The organism is Rothia kristinae NBRC 15354 (assembly GCF_001570865.1).
In the GTDB taxonomy this organism is placed as follows: Bacteria; Actinomycetota; Actinomycetes; order Actinomycetales; family Micrococcaceae; genus Rothia; species Rothia kristinae.
This window is the reverse complement of record NZ_BCSM01000002.1, coordinates 108,844-133,342: the sequence shown is the minus strand read 5'-3', so window position 1 is coordinate 133,342 and position 24,499 is coordinate 108,844. Positions and strand designations below refer to the sequence as shown.

Below are 24,499 nucleotides of genomic sequence, written 5' to 3'. Positions count from 1 at the left end.
TGAGGGGTCACCTGCTGTTCAACAGCATGTCGCCGTGAGATGGACCCGGTGACCCGCGCCCCTGCGCGCTCCCGTGCCCCTCCGCCCGCCTCCACCCGCGTTTGGGAGCGGTTTCGTGGTTTGGGAGCCTCGAGGACACTCCCAAACACCGAAACCGCTCCCAACCCGGCCGGTTCCCCGCCCCCGCGGGTCAGAAGCCGCCGGCGTCGGCGGCCATGTTGGCGAAGCGGGAGTAGTGGCCCTGGAAGGCGACCGTGATCGTCTTGGTGGGGCCGTTGCGGTGCTTGGCGACGATGACGTCGGCCTCCCCGGCGCGCGGGGACTCCTTGTCGTAGATGTCCTCGCGGTGCAGCAGCATCACCATGTCCGCGTCCTGCTCGATCGAATTGTGCACCGTGATGCCGTTGGCCACGAAGTTGTGGGTTCCCAGGACGGTCGCGTCGAAGACCTCCTGCTCCCCCATCGGCTGGATCGCCGTGATCCGGTCCCAGAGGAGGTCGTTGACGGCCAGCATCTCCAGCTCCGCGGATTCCAGCAGCGCGGCGACGGCGCCGATCCTCTGCCGGGACGGGGCGTGCTTGTAGTACGTGCTGCCGCAGTAGGCGGAGCCCATGGCGGACTGGAACTGACGGTGGGTCATGCCCCGGTCCTCCAGCACCCTCTTCACGTCCTGCCACACGTCCACCGGCACCGTGTCCACGTTGGTGTTGGAGGTGGAGACCTCCAGTGCGCGCAGCAGCGCCGCGCAGTTGCCCGCCCTCTCACCGTGCACGCCGATCTCCCGGAGGAAGCGCAGCTGGTCGTCCCGCCCGGAGACATCCAGGGTGTATCCCTGCCGGTACTCGCCCTTCAGGGCCGTCAGGTGCAGGCGCGTGGAGATGCCGAACCTCAGCAGCAGGAGGCTGAGCTCATCCAGCATCCGGCGGGAGGTGGAGGCGTAGTAGATCCTACCGGAGCGTCGGCTCCTCGTCAGCGTGACGGAGCCGTCCGTAGCCCACAGATGCTTGATGAACAGGGCGATCTGGCGCTTCGGAAGGGAGAACACCGGCGCCGGGATGAACTTCTCCCAGGACCGCAGGCCGAACAGACCCAGGCCGTCCAGCCATGCCGCGATGGGGTTGCGGCGGCCGTGGGTCAGATGATGCGGAGCCGGCAGACGCAGCGAGGTCACGCGCGCGGCCGGACGGTCGTCTAGGACGGCGGTGACGCCGAAGTGCTCCGCCGCCGCACGGACCGCCTCGAGGTTCTCCTCGTCGACGGAGGCGTACCTGATGGGCTGGCGCTTGACGAAGGACCCGTCCCCCAGCAGGTGCGCCAGCAGGATCACCTCGTCGTCACTCCACCGGGTGCGCTGGGTGGGGCCGTCGGTGTGCCGGGGCACGCCGAGGCGATCCCCGACGGCCAGCTCACCGAGGGGCTTCCAGCCGCGGTAGGTGAAGAAGGGGTGGTTCGCGGTGGCGGTGATGGTCTTGCCGGAGGCGAGGCTGAGCCGGAACACGGGCTTCCTGCCGGTGGGGAACACGTGAGTCAGGTGCCGTTCCACGTAGCGCATGTTCTCGTCCAGGGACCAGACGGGCACGTCCCGGGCGCCGGAGGCGTACAACTCGCCCATGCTCGTCTCGGCCCCGGTGTCCGAGCGCAGGATCCGGGTGTCGGCCGTGAGGCAGCCCGATTCGCGAAGGTCGGAGACCATGGGCTTCTTGTCCGTGCGCTGCTCGGAGCCGCGGTTGAGCTGGGACAGGGCGATGACGGGCACGTCCAGCTCCTTGGCCAGCAGCTTCAGGGAGCGGGAGAACTCGGAGACCTCCTGCTGGCGAGACTCCACCTTCTTGCCGGAGCTCATCAGCTGCAGGTAGTCCAGGACCACCAGGCGCAGGTTGTTCTTCTGCTTGAGCCGGCGGCACTTGGCGCGGATCTCCATCATGGACATGTTCGGGGAGTCGTCGATGAACAGCGGGGACTTGTCCATCCGCCCCATGACCTCGGCGATCTTGGACCACTGGGCGTCCTCGAGGGAGCCGCGGCGCAGGTCGGAGAGGTTCAGGGAGGCCTCCGCGGAGAGCAGGCGCATCGCGATCTCGTTGCGGGACATCTCCAAGGAGAAGATCACGGTGGCCATGTCGTGGTGGATGGCGGCGGAGCGGGCGATGTCCAGGGCGAGGGTGGATTTGCCGACGGCGGGGCGGGCGGCGACGACGATCATCTGCCCGCCGAGCAGCCCGTGGGTGAGGTCGTCCAGCTCGTAGAAGCCGGTGGGCACGCCCTGCATGCCGTCGGCCTTGTCGCCGTTGGCTTCGATCTCCTCGACGGTCTCCCCGATGACCTCCTTGAGGATCACGTAGTCCTCGGCGGTGCGCCGTTCGGCCACCTGGTAGATCTCGGTCTGCGCCTGGTTGACGAGGTCGTCCACCTCGCCGTCCTGGGAGTACCCGAGCTGCACGATCTTGGTTCCGGCCCCGACCAGCCGCCGCAGCACGGCCCGTTCCCGCACGATCTCGGCGTAGAACCCGGCGTTGGCGGCGGTGGGCACGGAGGAGATCAGGGAGTGCAGGTACGCGGCACCGCCCACGCGCCCGAGCTCCCCACGCTTGGTGAGCTCGTCGGCGACGGTGATGGCGTCGGCGGGTTCGCCCTTGCCGTAGAGGTCGATGATCGCTTCGTAGATGGATTCGTGGGCGGGCTTGTAGAAGTCGACGCCGCGCAGGACCTCGACGACGTCGGCGATCGCGTCCTTGGACAGCATCATCCCGCCGAGCACGGACTGCTCGGCGACGTTGTCCTGGGGCGGGGTGCGGCCCCCGCCGTCGCGTTCGGAGACAACCTCAGACACGTGCTCTCCTCGTCGTAGTTATCCACAGGTTAGGCCCGCGGTGGGCCGATGTGCACCGGATGTGCACCGTTCGGGGCGGTTCATCCACAGGTTCGCCGCGTTCTTCCACAGAAACTGTGGACAGCGGTGGGGATGGGGGCGGACGACGCCGCGCGCATCCTGTGGATAACCCTACCCGCTCCCGCCCCCTCGGACCCGGCCCCGAAGCCAGATTTCGGGACGGGTTCGTCGTTTCGGGACCGGAATATCCCGTCCCGAAGAGACGAACCCGTCCCTAACGCGATTCCGGCGGGGGCGGGGGCCGGAGCCAGGGTCAGCTGTTGGCGGCGGCGACCATGAACACCAGCACCGGGTTGGTGAGCACGGAGACCACGAGCAGCAGCAGGTTCAGAACGCGGCGGCGTCGGTACTTGAAGAAGCCGAAGACCGCGAAGAAGGAGGCGAAGGCCGCCGCGATCGAGGAGACGACGAGGCAGATCAGGAAGATCGCGAGGATCACCTGGTTGCTCCCCCAGTTCCCGCCGAAGAACCCGAGGATGATCAGCAGCATCGCGGCCAGCCAGAACCCCAGACCCATCGCGAACAGGCGGGTGCTGGGCAGCCAGCGACGGCGGGATCCAGGACGGCCGGGGCGGGCGTCGTCGGCGGTGGTGTGGCTGGGGGTCATGGGCTCCATCTTCGCATCGGCGGCTGGGAGCATCCGCGGGGTGGATGCGCCAGGGCCCGCCGTCCGCACCACGGTGGGTGCGGGGGCGGGCCCTGGATCGGCAGGCGTCAGGCGCGGGTGCTACGCGGCGACGACGTCCAGCTCCACGGAGGCGACGACGTCCTCGTGCAGGCGGACGGCGACCACGTGGCGGCCGGTGCGCTTGATGCTCTTCTCGATGGTGATGGTCCGCTTGTCCACGGCACCGAGGCCGGCGGCCTCGATCGCCTCGGCGATCTGGGCGGGCTTGACGGTGCCGAACAGGCGGCCCTCGGCCCCGGCCTTGACCGGCACGGAGACGGTCTCACCGGTCAGACGCTCGGCCTGGGCCTGGGCGTCCTCGAGGTTGTGCTGGGCACGGGCCGCGCGGGCGGCGCGGATCGACTCGACCTGGCGCTCCCCGCCCTTGGTCCACACGGTCGCCAGACCGCGGGGGAACAGGTAGTTGCGGGCGTAGCCGTCCTTGACCTCGACGACGTCGCCAGCGGCGCCGAGGCCGGTGACTTCCTGGGAAAGAATGATCTTAGCCATGTGTTCTGGTCTCCTTCTCGATCAGCGGCCGGCGCCGGAGTAGGGCAGCAGGGCGACCTCGCGGGCGTTCTTCACGGCCTGCGCGATCTTGCGCTGCTCCTGCACGGTCACACCGGTGACGCGACGGGCGCGGATCTTGCCGCGATCGGAGATGAACTTGCGCAGCAGCGCGACGTCCTTGTAGTCGATCTCGGTGATGTCAGCAGCCTTGAGCGGGTTCTGCTTGGGTTTCGGCTTGCGGAGTTCAGCCTTGGCCATCGTGGTGCTCCTTGTTCTCTCAGTTGGAGCCCGCGGGTTCGTGCCCCGCGGGATGGGTGGGTGTCAGGGGAGGGCGGGTGCGGTCTAGAACGGCGGTTCGTCGTCCTGGCCGGCACCCCAGTCGTAGCTGCCGCCGGAGCTCTGCCCCCAGGGGTCCGCCGCCGGGGCCTGCTGGCCTCCGCGGTTGCCTCCCTGGTTGTAGCCGCTGCCGCCGTAGCCGTTGCCGGGCCCCTGGCTGGGGTTACCCCCGCCGAAGCCCTGCTGCTGGCCGCCGCCCTGGTTGAAGTTCTGCTGTCCGCCGCCGAAGCCCTGACCGCCCTGGTTTCCGCCGAAGTTCCCTCCGCCGGAGCGCTGGTTGCGGTTCACGGATGCGGTGGCGAAGCGCAGGCTGGGGCCGATCTCGTCGACGTCCAGCTCCATCGAGGTGCGGCGCTCGCCCTCCTTGGTCTCGTACGACCGTGCCTTCAGCCGCCCCTGGGCGATGACGCGCTGGCCCTTGGTGAGGGACTCGGCGACGTTCTCCGCGGCTTCGCGCCAGATGGAGCAGCGCAGGAAGAGGGCTTCCTGGTCCTTCCATTCGTTGGTCTGGCGGTCGAAGGTGCGGGGGGTGGAGGCGATCGTGAAGTTTGCGACCGCCGCCCCGGAGGGGGTGAAGCGCAGTTCGGGGTCGGCGGTGAGGTTGCCGACGACGGTGATGATGGTCTCTCCGGCCATCATGACCTCCTTGCAGTCGTAGCGAGTGGTGCTCCTACCAGTGGACCACGGGGGACTGACAGATCCAATGTCCCGGGGCCCCCTGTGGAAGCTACTTGGAGGAGATCTTCTGCTCTTCCGGGCGGATGATCTTGGTCCGCATGATGTTCTCGTTGAGGTTCAGGACGCGGTCCAGCTCCTTGGCGACGTCCGGCTCCGAGGTGAAGTTCACGACGGCGTAGATGGCCTCGCTCTTCTTCTGGATCTCGTAGGCCAGGCGGCGGCGGCCCCAGATGTCGATGTTCTCGATGGTGCCGTTGCCCTTGCGGACGACGTCGAGGAACTTCTGCAGGGTCGGCTCGACGGCGCGGTCGTCAACCTCGGGGCTGATCAGTGCCATGAGTTCGTATTCACGCATGTGGGAACCCACCTCCTTCGGTCTCGGCGGCTGCGGTCTCTCCGCAGCAGGAGGTTCGCTTGCGCGGGTGCGGTGCGCGAGGGGTCCGGGAACGGTCCCGGTCTCGGCACAACCTGCCCGAGTCTACCCCATCCGCGCCGCGGCACCCAGGGGCCGGGTCACGCGGGGTCAGCCGATGCGTCCGCGCAGCTGCTCGGGGTCGGCCGGCGGGGCGGCGAGGACCTCCCGGGCGGCGTCGACGGCGTCTTCCACCTTCCACAGCAGGACGCCGACGGGGCGGCGGTCGGCGTCGAGGTAGTAGACGACGCGGCGGCCGTCGCCGAGGTCGTCCTCGAGGGTCTCCAGGGTGGAGTCCAGGGTGCCGACGGCCTCCCAGCGGGTGCCGTTGACGAGGGAGTAGAAGTACGGGGTGTGGGCGTACCGCTCCCCGCCGGAGGCCATGGAGCGTCCGGCGGTGGTGCCCATCTGCAGGGCGTTGTCCTTGTGCTCCACGCGGGTGCGCCCGAGGATCACGTCCGGGTAGGAGGCGATGTCCCCGGCGGCCCAGATGTGGGGGTCGGAGGTGCGCAGCTGCTCGTCCACGCGCACCCCGCCGTCGGCCAGCTCCAGTCCGGCGGCTTCGGCGAGCTCGGTGCGGGGGGTGGCGCCGAGGCCGAGGATGAGCACGTCGCCCTCGACGTCGGTGCCGTCGTCCAGGCGCACCCGGATGCGATCGCCGTCGACGTCGGCGCGCTCGGCCCGGTGCCCGCCGCTGACCTGCACCCCGGCGTCGGTGAGCAGTGCCTGGTACTGCACGGCGAGGTCCGCGGGGAATTTGGCGTCCCCGAGGGTGGTCTCCGGGATGATCAGGTGCACGGAGACGTCCTCCTGGCTGAGGACGGCGGCGAGCTCCGCGCCGATGTACCCGCCGCCGAGGAGCACGAACTCGCGGTGGGTGCGGGTGAGCTCGCGCAGGCGCCGGTAGTCCTCGGCGGTGCGGTAGGTGAGGATGTGCGGGTGCTGTGGGGCGTCGAAGCGGTTCGGCTCCGCGCCGGTGGCGAGCAGGAGCTTGCCGTAGCCGATCTGCTGGCCGTCCGCGGTGCTCACCCGGCGGTTCTCCCGGTCGATGCCGGTCACGGTGGTGCCGGTGCGCACCTGCGCCCCGGTGGCTTCGGCGGTGCCGGTGAAGAAGTCGTCGAGCTTCGCGTCCGGGTTGAGCCAGAGCAGCTTGGACAGGGGCGGGCGGGCGTAGGGCTCGTCGTCTTCGGCCCCGAGGATGCCGATGCTGCCGGTCGCGTCGATCTCCCGGATGCCGCGGGCGGCGGTGTCCGCGGCCATGCCGGCGCCGGTGATGAGGTAGTCGAACCGCTCCGTGCCCGATTCCCGCGCTGCGCGGGTCTCCTGCTGGGTGTGTGATGCGTCCATGGGTGCTGCTCCCTTCCGGTCCGCGGGCGGCACCCCGGTGGGCGGGGTGGCGCGGACCGAGCGTCGTTCCTCATTCCACGCTACTGCGCGGCAGCGGCCGCCGGAACCCCGCTGACCTGGGCAGACGCACGACGACGGCTCGATGCCGGTCAGCGCAGACCGTAGGCCTGAGGCTGGGGGTGGTTGCTGCGGGCGGTCCACCCGGGGATGAGGCAGGCGTCGACGACCAGCCAGATGAACTGGGCGGTGCCGATCAGAGCCGGAATCACCAGGGTCCAGGAGAACAGGATGATCAGGACGGTGAGGATGATGTGACCCACACTACACCCGGGGTGCGACGAAGGGCTGAACCTCAAGTGGTCATCGTCGTGGGGCCTGCCGGCGCAGACCCTACGACGATGACCACCCGGTGATCCGAAGGGTTTCCTACTTCGGGTCCCGGCGAGTGAAGGAGAAGAACCCCGCCACCAGCGGTACCGCGCACCACAGGGCGTACCACCAGCCGGCCGGGACCCGCTGCGGATCACCCACCGGGTCCGAGGCGGTGGTCAGGGTGTTCGCCAGGTTCATCGGCAGATACGGCATGAAGTCATTGGCCCAATCCAGGTTGGTCAGGAAGGACCACACCAGCGGCAGCACGAACAGCACCACCACCACGACCACGATCGCCCCCGCGCTGTTGCGCAGCAGCGCCGCCAGCCCCAGGCCCATCCAGGAGGTCAGCACGAAGACCACCAGCAGACCCAGCACACAGGTCCAGTACCCGGAATCCGTGAAGTCGAAGTGCGCGTCATCATCGGACAGGATCAGCTGCGTCAGCGGGTAGGAGACCACCGCGGAGATCAGCGCCACCAGCGCGGAGAACACGGAGATCACCAGCGCCTTCGCCACGTACACCGCCCACCGGCGCGGGGCCGCGGTGAACGTGGAGATGATGGACTTGGTGCCGAACTCCGTGGACAGGATCATCACCGCCATCGCACCCACCACGATGAACCCCAGGGTCGCGCCCGCCGTCGGCGTCATCACCGCCAGGTCATGCACGTTCCCGGACAGCGAGGCCTGCATCTCCGCGCCGCCCTCCGCGGCCGCGGGATCCTGCGGCACGGACTCGCTCGCGGAGGTCATGAAGTTCACGCTCCACGCGGCCATGGAGGCCATGCCCGCCATCAGCGCGATCGTCACGATCATCAGCACCCACGAGGACACGAGGGTGCGGAACTTCAGCACCTCCGCGCGCAGGATCCCCAGGAAGCTCAGCCGGTACGGGGAAGTGTGCGCGGCGCGGTCGGTGCGGGGGGTCTCGGAAACGGCGGTGCTCATGCTCGGCTCTCCTTCGCGACGTGCTGGGCCTGCGGGGCCTGCTGGGCCTGGGGGGCGTTCGGGTCCGCGGAGCGGTACTCCACGGAATCCTGGGTCATCCGCATGTACACCTGCTCCAGGGAATCCCGCTGCGGGGTGATCTCATACAGCAGGACGCCGGCCGACTGCGCCCGCTCGGCCACCTCGCGGGCCTCGGCCGCCACCAGCAGACCGTCCTGCTCATACGGGGTGGACTCCACGCCGTCGGCCCGCAGCCGATCCGCGAAGGCCGCGGCGTCGTCCGTGCGCACCAGCACCCGGTGCTCCCCGTTGGCATCCAGGAAGCTCTGCAGGGGCTCATCCGCGAGGATCCTGCCCTGCCCGATCACGATCAGATGATCCGCGGTCTGCGCCATCTCCGACATCAGGTGCGAGGACAGGAACACCGTCTTGCCCTCCGAGGCCAGGTGCCGGGCCATCTGCCGCACCCAGATCACACCCTCCGGGTCCAGGCCGTTCACCGGCTCATCCAGGATCACCGTGGAAGGGTCCCCCAGGATCGCCGTCGCGATGCCCAGGCGCTGACCCATCCCCAGGGAGTACCCGCCCACCTTCCGCTTCGCGGCCGAGGCCAGGCCGGTGATCTCGATGACCTCATCCACCCGGGACTTCGGGATCCCGTGGGTCACGGCCATCGCCCGCAGGTGGTTGACCCCCGAACGCCGGGGGTGCACCGCGCGCGCCTCCAGCAGGGAGCCCACCGACATCAGCGGCGAGCGCAGGGCCGCATACCGCTGCCCGTCCACCAGCGCCTGCCCGCGGGTGGGGTGCTCCAACCCGAGGATCATCCTCATCGTCGTGGACTTCCCGGCGCCGTTGGGCCCGAGGAAGCCGGTCACCTTCCCGGGTTGCACCGTGAAGGACACATCATCCACGGCCCGTTTGGGGCCGTACGTCTTGGTGAGGCCGCTGACCTCGATCATGGAATCGCTCCCGTTCTGCAGGGGTCTTGGTGGTCTTCTGGTCTTCTCCGGCGTGTGTGACCCACTGTATAAGGAGATCCCGGCCGCTCCCGCAGCACAGCGAGGAAACGGCCGGGATCTCATCCTCAGGGCGGAGGCCGGGGTGGAGCTGGCTCCACCCCGGCGCCGAGCCGGACCCCCTTCCGGCCCCGAGCCGAGCCCGGTCAGGGCCGGCGCGGGTCAGTACCCGTTGCTCGAGTGCGAGTCCTGCACCGTGATCTCCTCCGGGGTCACCGTGATCATGAAGGCCCCGGAGAGGGGCGAGGTGGTGCTCTTGTCCTCCCACGGCTCGTCATCGTCGAAGCGGTACTGGTAGGAGAACTTCACCTTCCCGCTCTCCGAGGTCCGCACGTACAGCTGCTGCCGGTCTCCAGCTCGTCCACCGGGTCCGAGTCCGTGCTGTTCAGGCCGTCCGTGAGCATGAACGTCGGGTACTCCTCCACGGACCAGCTGGGGTTGCGGTGCTCGTCATCGGCCTCGTAGTAGCTGTTCAGCCTGCACTCGGCGACCTTGAACTCCTTCTTCGCCACGCACGCGTCGATCTTCTCCTTGGCCTTCGCCGCGGCATCCGTCACCGCCTGCTCGGTGAGCCTCTGCCGGAACTCCACCGTGGAGCCGGACAGCTCCGAGGAGGTGTCCTCGTCCGCGGTGACCGTGACCTTCTGGTCATCGCCGTAGGTCAGGTACTTCCCGCCCTTCGGCGCGGCGAAGGTGTACTCCCCGGGCAGCACCGTCAGGCTCAGCGCGTCCGGGTCCTCCTCGAACACGGAGCGGCGGTGGTACCCGGAGGTGGGCGACGGCGAGGCCGACGACGCCGGCACGCTCACCTCATGGCCGTTGACCGTCAGCGTGTCCTGACCGGCCGGCACCGAGACCCGCACCGTCTTGTACAGCCCGGACTGGTCCGGGGCGATCTCCCACTGCCGCAGCCCCAGCACCCCGCCGGCACGCGTGAGCTGCAGCGTGGTGTCCGTGGAGCGCTGATCCTGGGTCACGGAGACGGTGGCCGTGGCGGACTGGCCGTCATCGGCCACCTCCACGTCCTTCACGTCGTACCCGGAGATCCGCTGCCCGGCGTCCTTGTACACGTCCCCGGTCAGCAGCACGCGCTGCGCGGAGGGGACGTTCGGATCGATCAGGTTCGTCGCGGCCTCGGCGTCCCCGTCCACGACGGCGTCGAAGCACTCCTCCACCACGTGCTCGGGGCTGTACACGGTGGCGTTGGCGATGCGCACCCCGGCGAACGCCAGGATCAGCACCAGCGCCCCGGCGATGATCCCGGAGATCTTCAGCCGCTTCTTCGCCCTCGGGGACAGCGGCGCGGCCTCGCGCACGGCCGCCGTCTGGGCGGTCTGCTCGGACGGGGACGAGGAAGCCGGCTGCCCGGGTTGCGGGGCGGTGAAGGGACGGGTCTGCTTCGCACCCTCCCCGACGATCGGTGCGGCCTCAGCGCCGGACCGGGCGTCCGCCTGGGCATCGGCCTGAACGGCGGTCTCGGCACCGTTCTCGGCGGCGACCGACGCGCCGGCTCCGAAACCGGCGGCCCCGGCATCGGCACCTCCGTTCCCGGCGCGCTGGGTGAACAGCACCGAAGCCGGGGCTCCGAACAGCACGGCGCGCGCGACCCTGCGGCACGGCCCGGGCCAGGTGCGGCACCGCATACCGGGCCAGCACCTCCACGACCCCGCCCCACAGGGCGAACACCACCGGCGTCCACCACGCCGAGCCCATGGACAGGCGCGCGGAGTAGCCGCTGTAGGCCTGCACGGATATCTCCGCGCTGATCCGGCCGAGCATCAGCGTGACCAGCCCGGCGAGGAAGAACACCAGCGGCATGGCCACCCAGGAGGTCCACCGTCCGAGGCCGGGGCGGCGCCCGGCCCACGCGCAGGCCAGAACCAGGATCCCCACCACCAGGAACAGCCACATCAGCATCGGCCAGGCGGTGGCGACATCCCGGGTGCCGCCGGACCACAGGAACAGCGTCTCCCGAGCGTTGCCGCCGTCGCCGCGGGCCACGGCCGTGACGGCCCCGAGGTGGGTCATGGAGACGAGGTCGACGCCGGCGAAGGTCCCGATCAGCAGCACCGCCAGGAAGGCGGCGAAGGAGCCCTCCTCCACCCCGGAGCCGATGGACAGCAGGATCAGACCGAGCACGGACAGCGCACCCAGGTACAGCGCGCTCAGCCGCGCCGCCGGCGCGAGGCCCGGCACCTACTGGTGCACCAGATCGGAGACCCGGGTGGGCTCAGGCCCCAGGGCGGTGCGCCGAGCCCAGACGCCCAGCAGCGTGCCGAAGACCAGCGGGCAGATCACCAGGCCAGGACTCATCGCCCAGAAGTGCAGACGCACGGCGTAGTCGCCGTCCTCCGTGGCTCGCCCGGCCAGCACCATGGTCAGCACCATCGCGAAGACCGTCAGCAGCCCGGCGGTGACCAGGGAGGAGAGCCACACCTGGTCGGGAGCCACCCGCTCCTGGCGGCGGACCTGGCGGGCCGCCACCACCCGGGAGCAGATGAACAGCGCCACCGCTCCCACCACGGTGATCATCACCGGCAGGAAGCCGATGGACAGGTGCAGGAGATCCGACCTGGAGTCCACGGCGGTCACGCTCAGGTGCATCCGTCCGCCCAGGGCCATGGAGACCAGCTGCACGGTCAGCGCGACGACGAAGTACACCCCGGTGCCGTTGCGGAGCAGTCCCACCACATCATCGGCGTCCAGCAGACCTGCGCCACTCAGGGAGCCCGCCGTCTCGGAGCGGATGGCCACCACGATCAGCACGGAGAAGACGACGGCGGCCAGGAGCATCGCCCCGTAGGTGATGCCGGCGGCGGCCCGCGGGTTCTCGTTCCTCTCCGGCTCGCGGGCAGCGCCCGAGGACTCGGAGGGGGTGGGCTGACCGGGGGAATCAGTCATGATGCATCCTCAGAGGTGATGGTTGCGGGTGATGATGCCCACCAAACTATCGGATCGCACGGCGATGCACCTCACCGGCACGCCGCGTGCCGGCGTGGGATCAGGCCCCGCCCTCCGGCTGCTGCGCCCACCACGCCAGCAGGCGACGCCGGGCCTCCTCCTCGCCCAGGCTGCCCTCATCCAGGCGCAGCTCCAGCAGGAAGCGGTACGCCTTCCCCACCGTGGGCCCCGGGGCGATCCCCAGGATCGCCATGATCTGCTCCCCGTCCAGGTCCGGGCGCATCGCGTCCATCTCCTCCTGGGCCGCCAGCTGCTCGATGCGCCGCTCCAGGTCGTCGTAGGCCCGGCGCAGCCGCCCCGCCTTGCGCTGGTTCCGGGTGGTCACATCCGAGCGGGTCAGCCGGTGCAGGCGCTGCAGCTGATCCCCGGCGTCGCGCACGTACCGACGCACCGCCGAGTCCGTCCACCCCGCATCGCCATATCCGTAGAAGCGCATATGCAGCTCCACCAGCCGCGCCACGTTCCGGATCGTCTCGTTGTCGAAGCGCAGAGCCCGCATCCGCTTCTTCACCAGCTTGGCCCCGACGACGTCGTGGTGCCGGAAGCTCACCGCGCCGTCCTCCTCCAGGCGCCGGGTGGCGGGCTTGCCGACGTCGTGCATCAGGGCGGCGAAGCGCAGGGTGAAGTCCGGGGCCGGCACAGGACCCTCCGGACCCGTCTCCAGGTCCACGGCCTGCATGAGCACGGTCAGGGAGTGCTCGTACACGTCCTTGTGCTGGTGCGCCTCATCCCGCTGCATCCGCAGCGCGGGCACCTCCGGCAGCACGTGATCGGCCAGACCCGTGCTCACCAGCAGGTCCACGCCGCGGCGGGGGTTGCGCCCCACCATCAGCTTGACCAGCTCATCGCGCACCCGCTCCGCGGAGACGATGCCGATCCGCTCGGCCATGTCCGTCATCGCCGCGACCACCTCCGGGGCCGGAGCCACGTCCAGGCGGGAGGCGAAGCGCGCCGCGCGCATCATCCGCAGCGGATCGTCCGAGAAGGAGTCCTCCGGGGCGCCCGGGGTGCGCAGGATCCCGGCGTGCAGGTCGCGTATGCCGCCGTAGGGATCCACCAGCTCCAGCCCCGGCAGGCGCAGGGCCATGGAGTTGATGGTGAAGTCCCGGCGGAACAGGTCATCCTCCAGCCGCCGCCCGAAGGCCACCGTGGGCTTGCGGGAGTCGGCGTCGTAGGCCTCCGCACGGTAGGTGGTCACCTCGATCATCGCCTCGCCCTTGCGCAGCCCGATGGTGCCGTATTCCCGGCCGATCTCCCAGTGCGCATCCGCCCAGTCCCCGGCGGTTTCCAGGATCTGGTCCGGAGTGGCGTCGGTGGTGAAGTCCAGGTCCAGGGCCTCAGCACCCAGGAACAGGTCCCGGACGGGCCCGCCGACCAGCGAGAGCTCGTAGCCGCGCTCGGCGAAGATCCGGCCCAGCTCCAGGGCCGCCGGGTGGATCGCAGAGGTGTCGAAGAGGTGTGCCATAGTCCTTCGATCGTGCCAGATCCGCGCCGACGACGACGCCGCGCCCCTCCCGGGGACGGGCCGCCGCAGGCCCCGGGGCGGGCAGCCGGGCCCGGGAGCCGGTCGCGGACGACTCTGTAAGGTGGACACATGAGCTTTCCAGTACCGCGGGCGCCGAAGAGACGGGTGCTCCTGCCCGTCTCGGCCACGCCCACGGTGGAGGAGGTCTCCGCCGGGGGCCTCGTCGTGGACCTGGAGACGCCGGGCCAGCCCGTGGCGATCATCGCCCGCCTCAACCGCGGCGGGCGCGTCGAATGGTGCCTGCCCAAGGGCCACCCGGAGGGCCAGGAGACCAACGCCCAGGCCGCGCGCCGGGAGATCGAGGAGGAGACCGGGGTGGCCGGGGAGATCCTGGCGGGCCTGGGCTCCATCGACTACTGGTTCTCCGTCTCCGGGCACCGGGTGCACAAGACCGTGCACCACTTCCTCCTGCAGGCCACCGGCGGGTACCTGACCACGGAGAAGGATCCGGACCACGAGGCGATCGACGTCGCCTGGGTGGGCATCGACGACCTCGGGCGCAAGCTCTCCTTCCCGAACGAGCGCCGCATCGCGGACATCGCCCGGGAGTACCTCATCCACCAGCTCTGACGGGCCCGGCCGCCGCGTCGACACGGAATATCACGGACAGGGAATACCTCCTATGGCAACCACCGGTGCGCGCTCGAGCGCCATCATGGCCGCCGGGACGCTGGTCTCGCGCATCCTCGGCTTCCTCAAGACCATGCTGCTGGCCGTCGCCATCGGCGGTGCGACCAACGTCGGAGACGTCTTCGCCCTGGCCAACACCCTGCCCAACCAGATCTACGTGCTGGTGGCCGCGGGCGTGTTCAACGCCGTGCTGGTCCCCCAGGTCATCAAGGCCTCCAAGCATCCCGACGGCGGCGCGGACTACATCTCCCGGCTGCTCTCCCTCGCGGTGATCGGCCTGTTCGCGGTCACCGGACTCGTGGTCCTGCTGGCCCGACCCATCATCTCCGTGATGGCCTCCGGGTGGTCCGAGCAGCAGATCGACCTCGGGGTGACCTTCGCCCTCTGGTGCTTCCCGCAGATCTTCTTCTACGGGCTCTACACGGTGGTCGGCCAGATCCTCAACGCCCGCGGCGCCTTCGGGGCGTATATGTGGGCGCCGGCCCTGAACAACGTCGTCGCGATCGGGGCGCTGCTGGTGTTCGTGTGGCTGTTCGGCACGCAGCAGTCCGCCCAGCACACCCCGGAGAGCTGGACCTCCCAGCAGACCTTCTGGCTGGCCGGGATGGCCACCGTGGGCGTCGCGCTGCAGGCCCTCATCCTGTTCATTCCGCTCAAGGCATTGAAGATCGGCCTGGGGATCAAGCTGGGCTGGCGCGGGATCGGGCTGCGCACCGCCGGGCGCCTGGCCAGCTGGACGCTGGCCACCGGCGTCATCGCCAACCTCGCGTTCCTCTACGTCGCCCACCTGGCCACCACCCCCGCCGGGTTCCGCGCGGACTACGACGTGCCGATCGCCGGGAACAACGCCCTGGACAACTCGACCATGCTCTACCAGCTGCCGCACGGGGTGATCGGGCTGTCCGTGGCCACGGTGCTGTTCAACCAGATGTCCCGCTCCGCCGCGGAGGAGGACCGGGACACCCTCATCGCGACCCTCTCCCGCGGCCTGCGGATCACGTGCGTGGCCACGATCTTCTGCGCCGTGGCCCTGGTGGTCTTCGCTGGGCCCATCGGCGTGCTGTTCGGCGGCGGCGGCCCGGTGGCCGGGGCGGTGGTCGGGCAGGTCATCACGGTGATCGCCCTGGGGGGTCCGTTCCTGACCACGTCCTTCATGATGGGGCGGATGTTCTACGCTCACGAGGACGCCAAGACCCCGCTGATCAACCAGGCGATCTGCGCGGCGTACCTGATCATCGGAGGATTCCTCATCAAGCATATTCAGCCGGATCACATCGTCTTCGGCTTGGCCGGTCTGTATGCCGGTCAGAACATCCTCGCGACCCTGCTGTACCACCGCAGTCTGCGCCGCTGGCTGGGGGACTACGACGTCGCGAACATCATGACCACCCACCTGCGGGTCACCGTGGCTGCCCTGCTGGCCGGGATCGGCGGCTTCGCGGTGCTCACGCTGCTGGGCGGCTCGGACTTCTCCGGGTTCGCCTGGAGCAACCAGATCACCTCCCTGATCACGATCGCCGCGGGAGGGACCCTCATGGGGGTGCTGTACCTGGGGGCGCTGAAGCTGCTGCACGTGCGGGAGCTGGACGGCATGGTCCGCATGGTGCGCACCCGACTGGGCCGGTAATCCCCGCCACACCCCGGTAGGATCGTGGGCAGCGGTCCGCACCGGGCCCGGAAGAACCCTCGCAAGGAGAGCTGGAGGACTCGTGACGCAGGCTATCGAGCTGGGCACCGTGCTGGGCGGTCGCTACAAGGTGACGGCGCAGGTGCTGACCACGGCCGCGCGCGACCAGGTCCTGGAGGGCCGGGATCAGGTGCTGGGCCGGCAGGTGTCCATCCTAGCCGCGGGCCCCCAGCACGCCGAGCTGCTCATCGACAACGCCCGCTCCCTGGCCTCGGGGCCGCGCTCCAGGTCCCTGCAGATCCTGGACCTCGGCCAGTCCGAGGACACCACCTACCTCATCACCTCCCACACCGACTCGGAGGAGCTGCTGGACCTCCTGCTGCCCGGAGGCGCGGACCCGGATGACGGCGGAGAGGCCCTCGGCTCCGAGATCTTCGGCACCGAAGATGCCCCGGCGGGCGCGGAGGACGGCTACGAGGCCGTCACCGGCCCGGTCGACGAGTCTCGAGCCGAGGAGCGGGAGCAGGACGGTCCGGCCGTGACCCGCTGGACCGACGCGGATTACGAGTCCTTCGGCGAGGAGCCGCCCGCCCAGCGCTCCGGGCGCTCCAGCCGCTCCGGAGGCACCCTGTTCGATCGCGCCGCCTCCGATGCGGCCGGCGGCGCCGCGGCGTCGGCCGCCTCTCGGCGCGCCGCGGACGCCGGCTACGACGGCAGCGGCGTCGGGGACGCCGACGATGACCGGGCCTACGACTACGGGTACGACGAGGCGGAGCCCGCCTACGCCGGGCCGACCTCCCCGGATCCCGCCACCGGAACCTATCCCGGGGCCGAGACCGTCGCCGATGAGGACCCCGAGGACGAGGATCTCTACCCGGACGATGAGGAGGAGTACGACGACGAACCGCGCCGCCGCGGCCCCGGCGGGGGCCTGTGGATCACGACGCTGGTGGTGATCCTGCTGCTGGCCGGACTGGTCTTCTTCGGCTTCACCCGGCTGGGAGCGATGGTCTCCTCGATCGGCGGCGGCTCCTCCTCTGCTCCTGCGTCTTCAGCTTCCTCCGGGGGCTCCGAGGCCTCCGGGACCGGCAGCTCCTCCGCGTCGGCCTCCGCCTCGCCCACCGAGGACGACGGCGCCGAGCCGCGCGCCGTCTCCGCGCAGCGGATCGTGCCGGGCAACGCCTCGTTCATGGCGGATCAGGACGGAACCCTGTCCCAGGTGGTGGATGGGAACCCGTCCACCGTGTGGACCAGCTACGGCTTCTCCTCGGCGCAGTTCGGCTCCCTGATCTCCGGCTTCGGCATCGCCGTCCAGCTGCAGGATCCGGCGAAGGTCAGCCAGGTGACGGTGGATCAGCAGGGCGGGACCGGCGGGTCCTTCACCGTCTACACCAGCGATTCCCCGTCCCTGGACGGCGCCACGGAGGCCGGGAAGGGCACCTTCGACGCCGCGCAGACCACGGTGCGCCTGAACGAACAGGCCTCTTCGAAGACCGCCCGGTACGTGATCGTCTTCGTGGATTCCGCTCCGCGGCTGTCCCAGCCGATCGGCGGGTACCCCTACGGGCTGCGTCTGGGGGAGATCTCGGTCCGGTGAGGCGCTGTGCGCCCGGCGGTCCGGTGAGGCACGGCTGGCCAGGTGGCCCGGTGAGGCGTTGTGGCCCCGGGCCCGTCGCGCGGAATATCCCTCCCCGGTCCCCGGTTCCACCCTGTAGAAGCACCGGGGCGTCTTGCGAGGCGCCTCCTCCCGCCCGAGCGCGTCGGCCCGGCATCCCGCGGGCCGCAGGAAAGGTCCCCCAGCACGTGAACGAGAACGTCTTCGCCGCGGGTTCCCCCGTGATCTCCCTGAACCAGCAGACCGCCGCCGAGGGCCGTGACGACGCCGTGCCGTCGTCGGCCACGGAGGCCATCGCGCCGTCCGCGGAGGACTCAGTGCACGACGTCGCCATCATCGGCTCCGGGCCGGCCGGGTACACGGCCGCGATCTACACGGCCCGCGCCAACCTCAAGCCCATCGTGTTCGCCAGCTCGGTGGCGGCCGGCGGGGACCTGATGACCACCACGGAGGTCGAGAACTTCCCCGGCTTCGTGGATGGCATCCAGGGGCCCGAGCTGATGTCCACGATGCAGCAGCAGGCGGAGCGCTTCGGTGCGGATATCCGCTACGAGGATGTGGAGTCCGTGGAGCTGGCCGGCGAGCTGAAGAGGATCACGGTCGCGGACGGGTCCGTGCACTGGGCCAAGGCCGTGATCGTCTCCACCGGGTCGGAGTACCGGAAGCTCGGCCTCGAGGATGAGGCGCGCCTGTCCGGGCACGGCGTCAGCTGGTGCGCAACCTGTGACGGGTTCTTCTTCAAGGAGAAGCCGATCGCCGTCGTCGGGGGCGGGGATTCCGCCCTGGAGGAGGCGCTGTTCCTGACCACCTTCGCCTCCTCGGTGACCATCATCCATCGGCGCGATTCCATGCGGGCCTCGGAGATCATGCAGCGCCGGGCCCTGGAGCACCCGAAGATCACCTTCGTGTGGGACTCCGAGGTGGTGGGCATCGAGGGTGCCGCGCAGACGGAGGCCCTGCAGGTGCGCAACGTGAAGTCCGGGCTGACGCAGCGCCTGGAGGTCAGCGGCCTGTTCGTGGCCATCGGCTCGGACCCCCGCACGGAGCTGGTCAAGGACCAGCTGGAGCTGACCGCCGAGGGCACGATCGCCGTGCAGGGCCGCTCCTCCAAGACCAGCCTCCCCGGGGTGTTCGCCGCCGGGGACGTCATCGACCCCACCTACCGCCAGGCGATCACCGCGGCCGGCTCCGGCTGTGTGGCCGCCATCGACGTCCAGCATTACCTGGAAACCCTGTAACACCCTTCCCACCGAAAGGAGCTGTCATGAGCAGCGCCAGAGCAGTCACCGATGCGTCCTTCCAGGAAGACGTTCTGAACAGCGATCGCCCGGTCATCGTGGATTTTTGGGCCGAGTGGTGCGGCCCGTGCCGGATGGTCGGCCCCGTCCTCGATCAGATCGCCGAGGAGCACGCGGAGAAGGTCGACGTCGTGAAGCTCAACGTGGATGAGAACAGCGAGACCGCCGCGAAGTACGGCATCACCTCCATCCCCGCGATCTACGTGTTCAAGGGCGGCGAGGTGGCCAAGACGAGCGTGGGTGCCAAGCCCAAGGCCGTCCTGGAGAAGGAGTTCGCCGAGTTCCTCGGCTGATCTCCCCCGCCTGACGCGCCTCCCATCCGACGACGAGGCCCGCATGTTTCACGTGAAACATGCGGGCCTCGTGCTGTGTCGTCAGCCGCGCTCGATCTCCGGATCCAGCACGCTGATGATGCGGTTGAGATCGTCCACCGAGGCGAACTCGATGGTCATCTTCCCCTTGCGGGCCCCCAGGGCGATCTTGACGCTGGTGTCGAGCTTGTCCGCAAACGCGTCGGCGATGTAGTCAAACCTCTCATGATGCCGAGGGGCCGACGGCCGGCGCTTCTTCTTCTCCGGACCGGCGGCCGCCCCGGACTGGATGATCTCCTCGACGGAGCGCACTGATAGTCCCTCCGCCACGATGCGCTGTGCGAGCCTCTCCATGGCGGCGGGGTCCGACAGCGCCAGCAGGGCGCGGGCGTGCCCGGACGAGAGCACTCCCGCCGCAACCCGACGCTGCACCAGGGCGGGCAGACGCAGCAGGCGAATGGTGTTGCTGATCTGCGGGCGCGACCGGCCGATCCGGCGTGCCAGCTCCTCCTGGGTGGTCCCGAATTCGTGGAGCAGCTGCTGGTACGCCGCCGCCTCCTCCAGCGGATTCAACTGGCTGCGGTGGAGATTCTCCAGAAGAGCATCACGAAGCAGGTCGATGTCCTGCGTCTCGCGGATGATCGCCGGGATCCGGTCCAGCCCGGCCTCCTGGCTGGCTCGCCAGCGCCGCTCACCCATGACCAGCTCGTACTTCTCCGGGCCGTCCTCCTGGCTGGGGCGGATCACGATCGGCTGGAGCACCCCGATCTCCCGAATCGAGTGCACCAACTCGGCCATGTCATCGGGGTCGAACTCCTGGCGCGGCTGCTTCCGGTTCGGGTGGATGTCCCGGACGGGGATCTCTCCGAACAGCGCCCCGGGGACGGGCACCAGGTCCTGATCCGTCTCGGACACGGGTGCGTCCGCAGAACCGGTCCGAGTCCTCGTGGTCCGCTGCTCGCCCTCCTCTGTGCCGGAGCGGTCAGACTTTGAGGCCTGGGCAGAGTCATGTGTCGATGCGGAGGCGGAGACGGGCATGGAGGATCGATCGTCCGGGCGACGGTTGGTCGAGGAGGTGCCAGCGCTGGATTCCGCCGTTTCACGTGAAACAGTCGCGTTGCTCGACGAGGAGCTCCCCCGTTCACCGGTCCCCGCCTCGGCGGTTCGCGGATCCTCGCTCTTCGTTTCCTGGGCGGCGGCGCTCGGCTCGAAGAAGAAATCAACCGGTCGCCGGCCCGCACCGCTCTTGCGAAGGGCGGCGCCCATATCGGCGCGCCCAGCGGATCGCCCGCTCTTCTTCGCAGAACGACTTGTAGAGGCTTTCTTCTGGGGCTTCTCCGGAGCGTTGTCGGTCTGTTCGCCGTTCTTCGCCCCGCTCGCCGAGGTCGCAGCGGAAGCCTTCTTGGCGGCCGACCGCCCGCTCGTCCCTCGACCGCCACTCTTCGCGCCGACCTTTCCGCTCGCTCCAGCGGAGGTCGAGGCCGTTCCCTGTCCGCTCGGCGATGCAGCCTGGTTGTCGGCCACGGAAGAGCCTCCACCGCTCGACGCCTCAGCCCTCGATGTTTCACGTGAAACGGTCGGGCCGTTCGCACTCGATCGGCCCGACGAGCCTGACGTCGACCTTCCGGCCGGGGTACGCCGACGTCCCGCCTGGTCCTTCGTCTCCGCCCCAGCATCACCGGTATGACCGGCAGCAGCCGATGAATCGACGGATGTCGTCGGTTCCTCTTCGGGTGAGCTCGGTATGAGAGCCCCCAGTCCGCGCCCCAATCCACGTCGTCTCTCTGCCATGTCCCTCGACCTTCCCACTCGACACTCGTCGCTCCGATTCTACTGGGCCTCGGTGTCATCGAACCGTCCTCCTCCACAGGAATCGACCTCCCACCGCGGGCCATTCGCTCGAACCGGGGCCGGATCGTGTGAATGTACGGCATCCACTGCAGGCTCACCTTCATCGCATGGGTCAGAACCGCCCATCCTCAGTGCCACCGATTCCCAAACCGGCGTGTTGACTCCACCCTCCCCACTGGGGCGCCGAGACCATCTGCCCGGAGGACGCCGGGTTCCCTTCAACGGGAGCACACGGACAGGGGCAGACAATCCGGGCTGCTGCCGGTCGACAGGGCAATATTGGCCGGACGGGTGAAGACCACCTCCTGGACGCTCATCGTGAAGGCAGTAGACAGCGACAGATGGGTCGGGATGGGGGGCCAGACACGTGAAAGCTCTTGTGCCAAGCTGTCCCCCTTCGGAGCGGATCCCCTCAAGTCCGCGTGGAGAGCAGCAGATGGACACCCGAACATAACGACTCACGGCAGAGGTCTCCTGCGCCCTTCGGTCTGACCAGCCCTAGGGGCGGACGACACCTGCGCAGCACAGCCGAGCCCCACGCGTTCCCATGGCGAACGTCGAAGGTGCCACGTACTCCTCCGTTTCACGTGAAACGGGCGCTGGATTGGGCGAAAGCGCCTACGCTCCAACTCCGGCAGGGCGCGACTGATCTATGGGTCCGGTACGCAGGGACGTCCGCGCCTCTCCACGGAGAGTGCTTCTCACATCCCTGAGGATGTACCGAGCGAGCCCACGATAGAGGTCTATCCCTCGGGTCGTGTGCCGAATTCTTGCGTCCCCGATCACGATGGCGTTAGGTGTTGGGTCAGTCGCGGACTACCGGGAGATGTGGTCCAGACCCAAGGTTTCGGGGATCCAGACGCTCGGCTTCCCGGCTTCCCGGTCATGATGATCGTCTGTGCGCGCGTGTTTCACGTGAAACATGACGTGAACTTGCTGGACGCTCCGCCCTCGACGCGGACAGGATGCCGTCGCCTTGGGTAGTCCCCCGGGGGTCTGGTGACTCCCTCAGCACCGCCGGTGTGCCCGATCCGGGCGTATCAGGCCCTCCTCCCCCTGGACGGGATTTGGAAGGTCAGACTCTGCGACCATCCGGCTCGCGCAACCCCACGAGGACTGCCTTCCGCATTGGCCGTTGGCAAACAATAACGGAGATCAATCGTTTCGGATCTATCAAGGGGACAGCTGAACCTGAACGTTCGAAGGTGCTGCCGCTCCCGGACCGGTAATGCCCTCCATCCACCGCCCGGACCTCCGCACGGACCAAGCATGTTTCACGTGAAACACATGGAACAGCGGGCCGCCGCCTCGCCCTCCGTCGTCTCCTAGAGGTGGCGGGCGCGATGCTGCCCGGGGGCAGCATCCACGTCGGCCCGCTGCGCGATCTCGACGGCCGCCTCCAGGTAGGACAGGGCGCCGGTCGAATGGGGATCATAGGTGAGGACGGTCTGCTGATAGCTCGGCGCCTCGGAGATCCGCACCGACCGCGGGATCATCGCTTCCAGGGTCTGCTGCGGGAAGTGGTCTCGCACCTCCTGGGCCACCTGAGAGGACAGATTGGTGCGGCCGTCGTACATGGTCAGCAGGATCGTGCTGACCTCGAGTCCGGGGTTGAGGTGCTTCTTCACCATGTCGATGTTCTTGAGCAGCTGGCTCAGCCCCTCCAAGGCGTAGTACTCGCACTGGATGGGGATCAGGACCTCACGCGCGGCCACGAAGGCGTTGATGGTCAGCAGCCCGAGGGACGGCGGGCAATCGATGAACACGTAATCCAACCGCTGGAGGTCGTTGACGGCAAGATACTTGGCGTAATCGCCGAGAGCCCGGCTCAGCCGCTGCTCCCGAGCCACCAGAGAGACCAGTTCGATCTCGGCCCCGGCCAGGTCGATGTTCGAGGGCAAGCAGTACAGATTCTCCACATCCGGGCAGGGGCGCACGGCCTCCTGCATCGGGGTGTCCTCGATGAGCACATCGTAGGTGGAGACGATGTCCGTCCCGTGCTCGATATTCAGCGCTGTGGAGGCATTGCCCTGCGGATCGATGTCGATCACCAGCGTCTGCAGGCCGCGCTCGGCCAGGGCGGCCGCGAGGTTCACGGCCGTGCTGGTCTTCCCGACCCCGCCCTTCTGGTTGCTGATCGTGAAGATCCGCGTCTCCGCAGGGGGCTGCACCTGCTGTTGGTTGAGCTTCTTCCAGCGCTTCTTCTCGTTCATGAGCTCTCTCGCTACAGGCGACTGTACGGCCTCCGCCATCGCGGCGGACTCCACGGACGATGTTTCACGTGAAACACGACGGCCGACGTCGGGGTGGATCGGGGTCGGGAGGTCCCGGGGTTGCGGCGGCAGTGCATCCCCGAAGACACCCTTCAGACGGTGGGAAGGTGGGGGAGAGGTCATGGCGTCCGCAGACCTCCTCCTCGTCCAGAGTCGCACCGCGGCCGTTCCGGGTGATCACGTCTCGTCCCAGCGTACCCGGCTGATGGATGCCCCGGCGGCGGAGTCCACAGGCATACGCAGTCTCCGGCACCGCCGCCCCTGGCGACCCCGCTCCACACGGACAACACCCACGCGGAGTACCCACGCCGACTGAACCCACACACAGCCTCCACCACCGCCTGCGGACACCGCAGACACTGGCAGACGCTGCGTCGGGGAAGACCGAAAACAACCTGTCGCGGATGTGCGAGACGGCGTGAGGCGAGGCGCAGACGCCCGCACCGCGCAGCCTCACAGAGCCACAGCCTCACAGCCTCGCGAACCCACAAGCCTCAGCGACTCAGCACAGCACAATGCCAGAGGCGCATCACAGCGCCCCAGCCTCACCACCCCGGAGACCCACAGCCCGGGAGACACGGAGCCTCAGAGGCTGACGCGCACCACCGTCGTCGGCTCGCTGAGCAGCCGATCCCCGACGGTGAGGATCTCGGTCTCGCGGGCGCCGTACTTGGAGAGCTTCTTGCGCGCCTTGCGCACCTCTTCCTCGGCGGAGCGGCCCTTCAGGGCCAGCAGCTGCCCCGTGCCCCGCAGGATCGGCAGGGTGATGTCCAGGAGACCACCCAAGGCCGAGACGGCGCGCGCGGTGACGATGTCCGCCTCGACCTCGCCGACGATCTGCTCGCCCCGGCCGCGCAGGATGCGCACCGAATCCCCCAGCTCCAGGTCCCGCACCACCTCGTCCAACCAGATCACGCGCCGCTCCAGCGGCTCCACGAGAGTCAGGGACAGATCCGGTCGGGCCAGAGCCAGGCACAGCCCCGGGAGGCCCGCTCCGGAGCCCACATCCACCACGGAGGCGCCCTGGGGGATCAGCTCCTGGACCACCGCGCAGTTCAGAACGTGACGGACCCACAGCCGCGGAACCTCCCGGGGGCCGATCAGGCCTCGCTCGATCCCGCTGTCCGACAGATGACCCACGTAGCGGCGGGCGAGATCCAGGCGTTCACCGAAGACCTCCTCGGCCGCCCGCAGCTCCTCGCCCACAGGCTCCGGAGCCTGCGCCG

23 protein-coding genes are annotated in these 24,499 nt (G+C 69.0%); 5 read left to right on the top strand and 18 right to left on the bottom strand.

The features are described 5' to 3' along the window. Positions 1-190 precede the first annotated feature (190 nt). From KKR01S_RS01870 to KKR01S_RS01815, 15 genes are all read right to left on the bottom strand, one after another. Complete coding sequence (locus tag KKR01S_RS01870) at positions 191-2,830, bottom strand: replicative DNA helicase (RefSeq protein WP_061225147.1); 2,640 nt, start codon at positions 2,828-2,830, stop codon at positions 191-193. A 313-nt stretch (positions 2,831-3,143) separates the two neighbouring features. Continuing rightward, a complete protein-coding gene (locus tag KKR01S_RS01865) occupies positions 3,144-3,497 on the bottom strand; it encodes a hypothetical protein (RefSeq protein ID WP_058730493.1) in 354 nt (117 codons plus the stop codon). Positions 3,498-3,617: 120 nt separating this feature from the next. Further along, the gene (rplI, locus tag KKR01S_RS01860) at positions 3,618-4,067 is read right to left on the bottom strand and encodes a 50S ribosomal protein L9 (protein WP_058730492.1); all 450 of its coding nucleotides are present in this window, start codon (positions 4,065-4,067) and stop codon (positions 3,618-3,620) included. Positions 4,068-4,088: 21 nt separating this feature from the next. Continuing rightward, the gene (rpsR, locus tag KKR01S_RS01855; RefSeq protein WP_058730491.1) at positions 4,089-4,325 is read right to left on the bottom strand and encodes a 30S ribosomal protein S18; all 237 of its coding nucleotides are present in this window, start codon (positions 4,323-4,325) and stop codon (positions 4,089-4,091) included. Between the two features lie 84 nt (positions 4,326-4,409). Further along, positions 4,410-5,039 (bottom strand): single-stranded DNA-binding protein, encoded by a 630-nt coding sequence (locus KKR01S_RS01850; protein ID WP_058730498.1) that lies wholly within the window; start codon positions 5,037-5,039, stop codon positions 4,410-4,412. Positions 5,040-5,130: 91 nt separating this feature from the next. Further along, positions 5,131-5,436 carry a 30S ribosomal protein S6 gene (gene rpsF, locus KKR01S_RS01845; RefSeq protein WP_058730490.1) on the bottom strand — a complete coding sequence of 102 codons (306 nt, stop codon included), beginning with the start codon at positions 5,434-5,436 and terminating at the stop codon, positions 5,131-5,133. Between the two features lie 168 nt (positions 5,437-5,604). Then, positions 5,605-6,840, bottom strand: coding sequence for an NAD(P)/FAD-dependent oxidoreductase (locus tag KKR01S_RS01840; RefSeq protein WP_058730489.1), 1,236 nt, complete (start codon positions 6,838-6,840; stop codon positions 5,605-5,607). 149 nt (positions 6,841-6,989) lie between these two features. Next, a complete protein-coding gene (locus tag KKR01S_RS10890; RefSeq protein ID WP_165596154.1) occupies positions 6,990-7,160 on the bottom strand; it encodes a hypothetical protein in 171 nt (56 codons plus the stop codon). 106 nt (positions 7,161-7,266) lie between these two features. Further along, entirely contained in the window at positions 7,267-8,163 is an 897-nt protein-coding gene (locus tag KKR01S_RS01835; RefSeq protein ID WP_061225146.1) for an ABC transporter permease subunit, read from the bottom strand. After that, entirely contained in the window at positions 8,160-9,125 is a 966-nt protein-coding gene (locus KKR01S_RS01830) for an ABC transporter ATP-binding protein (RefSeq protein WP_061225145.1), read from the bottom strand. Before KKR01S_RS01830 ends, KKR01S_RS01835 begins: the two co-directional genes overlap by 4 nt. Positions 9,126-9,344: 219 nt before the next feature. Then, complete coding sequence (locus KKR01S_RS10885; protein WP_165590104.1) at positions 9,345-9,491, bottom strand: hypothetical protein; 147 nt, start codon at positions 9,489-9,491, stop codon at positions 9,345-9,347. After that, the gene (locus tag KKR01S_RS01825) at positions 9,488-10,498 is read right to left on the bottom strand and encodes a zinc ribbon domain-containing protein (protein WP_131800568.1); all 1,011 of its coding nucleotides are present in this window, start codon (positions 10,496-10,498) and stop codon (positions 9,488-9,490) included. The genes KKR01S_RS10885 and KKR01S_RS01825 overlap by 4 nt, the downstream gene beginning before the upstream one ends. A 112-nt stretch (positions 10,499-10,610) precedes the next feature. Next, on the bottom strand, positions 10,611-11,378 hold the full coding sequence (locus KKR01S_RS10750) for a hypothetical protein (protein ID WP_131800567.1): 768 nt from the start codon (positions 11,376-11,378) through the stop codon (positions 10,611-10,613). Continuing rightward, the gene (locus tag KKR01S_RS01820) at positions 11,379-12,083 is read right to left on the bottom strand and encodes a hypothetical protein (RefSeq protein ID WP_061225143.1); all 705 of its coding nucleotides are present in this window, start codon (positions 12,081-12,083) and stop codon (positions 11,379-11,381) included. 100 nt (positions 12,084-12,183) lie between these two features. Beyond that, positions 12,184-13,608: a CCA tRNA nucleotidyltransferase gene (locus KKR01S_RS01815; protein ID WP_061225142.1), complete on the bottom strand. Its 1,425-nt coding sequence runs from the start codon at positions 13,606-13,608 to the stop codon at positions 12,184-12,186. Positions 13,609-13,737: 129 nt separating this feature from the next. On the opposite strand from KKR01S_RS01815, the gene KKR01S_RS01810 reads away from it, so the two are divergent. From KKR01S_RS01810 to trxA, 5 genes are all read left to right on the top strand, one after another. Continuing rightward, complete coding sequence (locus KKR01S_RS01810; RefSeq protein ID WP_058730484.1) at positions 13,738-14,238, top strand: NUDIX hydrolase; 501 nt, start codon at positions 13,738-13,740, stop codon at positions 14,236-14,238. A gap of 52 nt (positions 14,239-14,290) precedes the next feature. Further along, a complete protein-coding gene (gene murJ / locus KKR01S_RS01805; protein WP_058730483.1) occupies positions 14,291-15,925 on the top strand; it encodes a murein biosynthesis integral membrane protein MurJ in 1,635 nt (544 codons plus the stop codon). A gap of 82 nt (positions 15,926-16,007) precedes the next feature. After that, positions 16,008-17,522 (top strand): discoidin/SUN/FTP domain-containing protein, encoded by a 1,515-nt coding sequence (locus KKR01S_RS01800; RefSeq protein WP_058730482.1) that lies wholly within the window; start codon positions 16,008-16,010, stop codon positions 17,520-17,522. 206 nt (positions 17,523-17,728) lie between these two features. After that, positions 17,729-18,778, top strand: coding sequence for a thioredoxin-disulfide reductase (gene trxB, locus KKR01S_RS01795; protein WP_061225141.1), 1,050 nt, complete (start codon positions 17,729-17,731; stop codon positions 18,776-18,778). 26 nt (positions 18,779-18,804) lie between these two features. Then, the gene (gene trxA / locus KKR01S_RS01790; protein WP_058730481.1) at positions 18,805-19,131 is read left to right on the top strand and encodes a thioredoxin; all 327 of its coding nucleotides are present in this window, start codon (positions 18,805-18,807) and stop codon (positions 19,129-19,131) included. A gap of 81 nt (positions 19,132-19,212) precedes the next feature. On the opposite strand, the gene KKR01S_RS01785 is transcribed toward trxA, so the two are convergent. The 3 genes from KKR01S_RS01785 to rsmG form a co-directional block, all read right to left on the bottom strand. Next, on the bottom strand, positions 19,213-20,415 hold the full coding sequence (locus KKR01S_RS01785; protein ID WP_081101459.1) for a ParB/RepB/Spo0J family partition protein: 1,203 nt from the start codon (positions 20,413-20,415) through the stop codon (positions 19,213-19,215). Positions 20,416-22,325: 1,910 nt separating this feature from the next. Next, positions 22,326-23,252 (bottom strand): ParA family protein, encoded by a 927-nt coding sequence (locus KKR01S_RS01780; protein WP_081101458.1) that lies wholly within the window; start codon positions 23,250-23,252, stop codon positions 22,326-22,328. Positions 23,253-23,858: 606 nt separating this feature from the next. Next, complete coding sequence (rsmG, locus tag KKR01S_RS01775; protein WP_058730478.1) at positions 23,859-24,479, bottom strand: 16S rRNA (guanine(527)-N(7))-methyltransferase RsmG; 621 nt, start codon at positions 24,477-24,479, stop codon at positions 23,859-23,861. Positions 24,480-24,499 lie beyond the last annotated feature (20 nt).

What these genes read in the sequence shown, in the direction of transcription:
- KKR01S_RS01865 (WP_058730493.1), bottom strand. Translation starts at nt 3,497, where the DNA reads ATGACCCCCAGCCACACCACCGCCGACGACGCCCGCCCCGGCCGTCCT.
- rplI (WP_058730492.1), bottom strand. Translation starts at nt 4,067, where the DNA reads ATGGCTAAGATCATTCTTTCCCAGGAAGTCACCGGCCTCGGCGCCGCT.
- rpsR (WP_058730491.1), bottom strand. Translation starts at nt 4,325, where the DNA reads ATGGCCAAGGCTGAACTCCGCAAGCCGAAACCCAAGCAGAACCCGCTC.
- KKR01S_RS01850 (WP_058730498.1), bottom strand. Translation starts at nt 5,039, where the DNA reads ATGGCCGGAGAGACCATCATCACCGTCGTCGGCAACCTCACCGCCGAC.
- rpsF (WP_058730490.1), bottom strand. Translation starts at nt 5,436, where the DNA reads ATGCGTGAATACGAACTCATGGCACTGATCAGCCCCGAGGTTGACGAC.
- KKR01S_RS01840 (WP_058730489.1), bottom strand. Translation starts at nt 6,840, where the DNA reads ATGGACGCATCACACACCCAGCAGGAGACCCGCGCAGCGCGGGAATCG.
- KKR01S_RS01835 (WP_061225146.1), bottom strand. Translation starts at nt 8,163, where the DNA reads ATGAGCACCGCCGTTTCCGAGACCCCCCGCACCGACCGCGCCGCGCAC.
- KKR01S_RS01830 (WP_061225145.1), bottom strand. Translation starts at nt 9,125, where the DNA reads ATGATCGAGGTCAGCGGCCTCACCAAGACGTACGGCCCCAAACGGGCC.
- KKR01S_RS01820 (WP_061225143.1), bottom strand. Translation starts at nt 12,083, where the DNA reads ATGACTGATTCCCCCGGTCAGCCCACCCCCTCCGAGTCCTCGGGCGCT.
- KKR01S_RS01815 (WP_061225142.1), bottom strand. Translation starts at nt 13,608, where the DNA reads ATGGCACACCTCTTCGACACCTCTGCGATCCACCCGGCGGCCCTGGAG.
- KKR01S_RS01810 (WP_058730484.1), top strand. Translation starts at nt 13,738, where the DNA reads ATGAGCTTTCCAGTACCGCGGGCGCCGAAGAGACGGGTGCTCCTGCCC.
- murJ (WP_058730483.1), top strand. Translation starts at nt 14,291, where the DNA reads ATGGCAACCACCGGTGCGCGCTCGAGCGCCATCATGGCCGCCGGGACG.
- trxA (WP_058730481.1), top strand. Translation starts at nt 18,805, where the DNA reads ATGAGCAGCGCCAGAGCAGTCACCGATGCGTCCTTCCAGGAAGACGTT.
- KKR01S_RS01785 (WP_081101459.1), bottom strand. Translation starts at nt 20,415, where the DNA reads ATGGGCGCCGCCCTTCGCAAGAGCGGTGCGGGCCGGCGACCGGTTGAT.
- KKR01S_RS01780 (WP_081101458.1), bottom strand. Translation starts at nt 23,252, where the DNA reads ATGGCGGAGGCCGTACAGTCGCCTGTAGCGAGAGAGCTCATGAACGAG.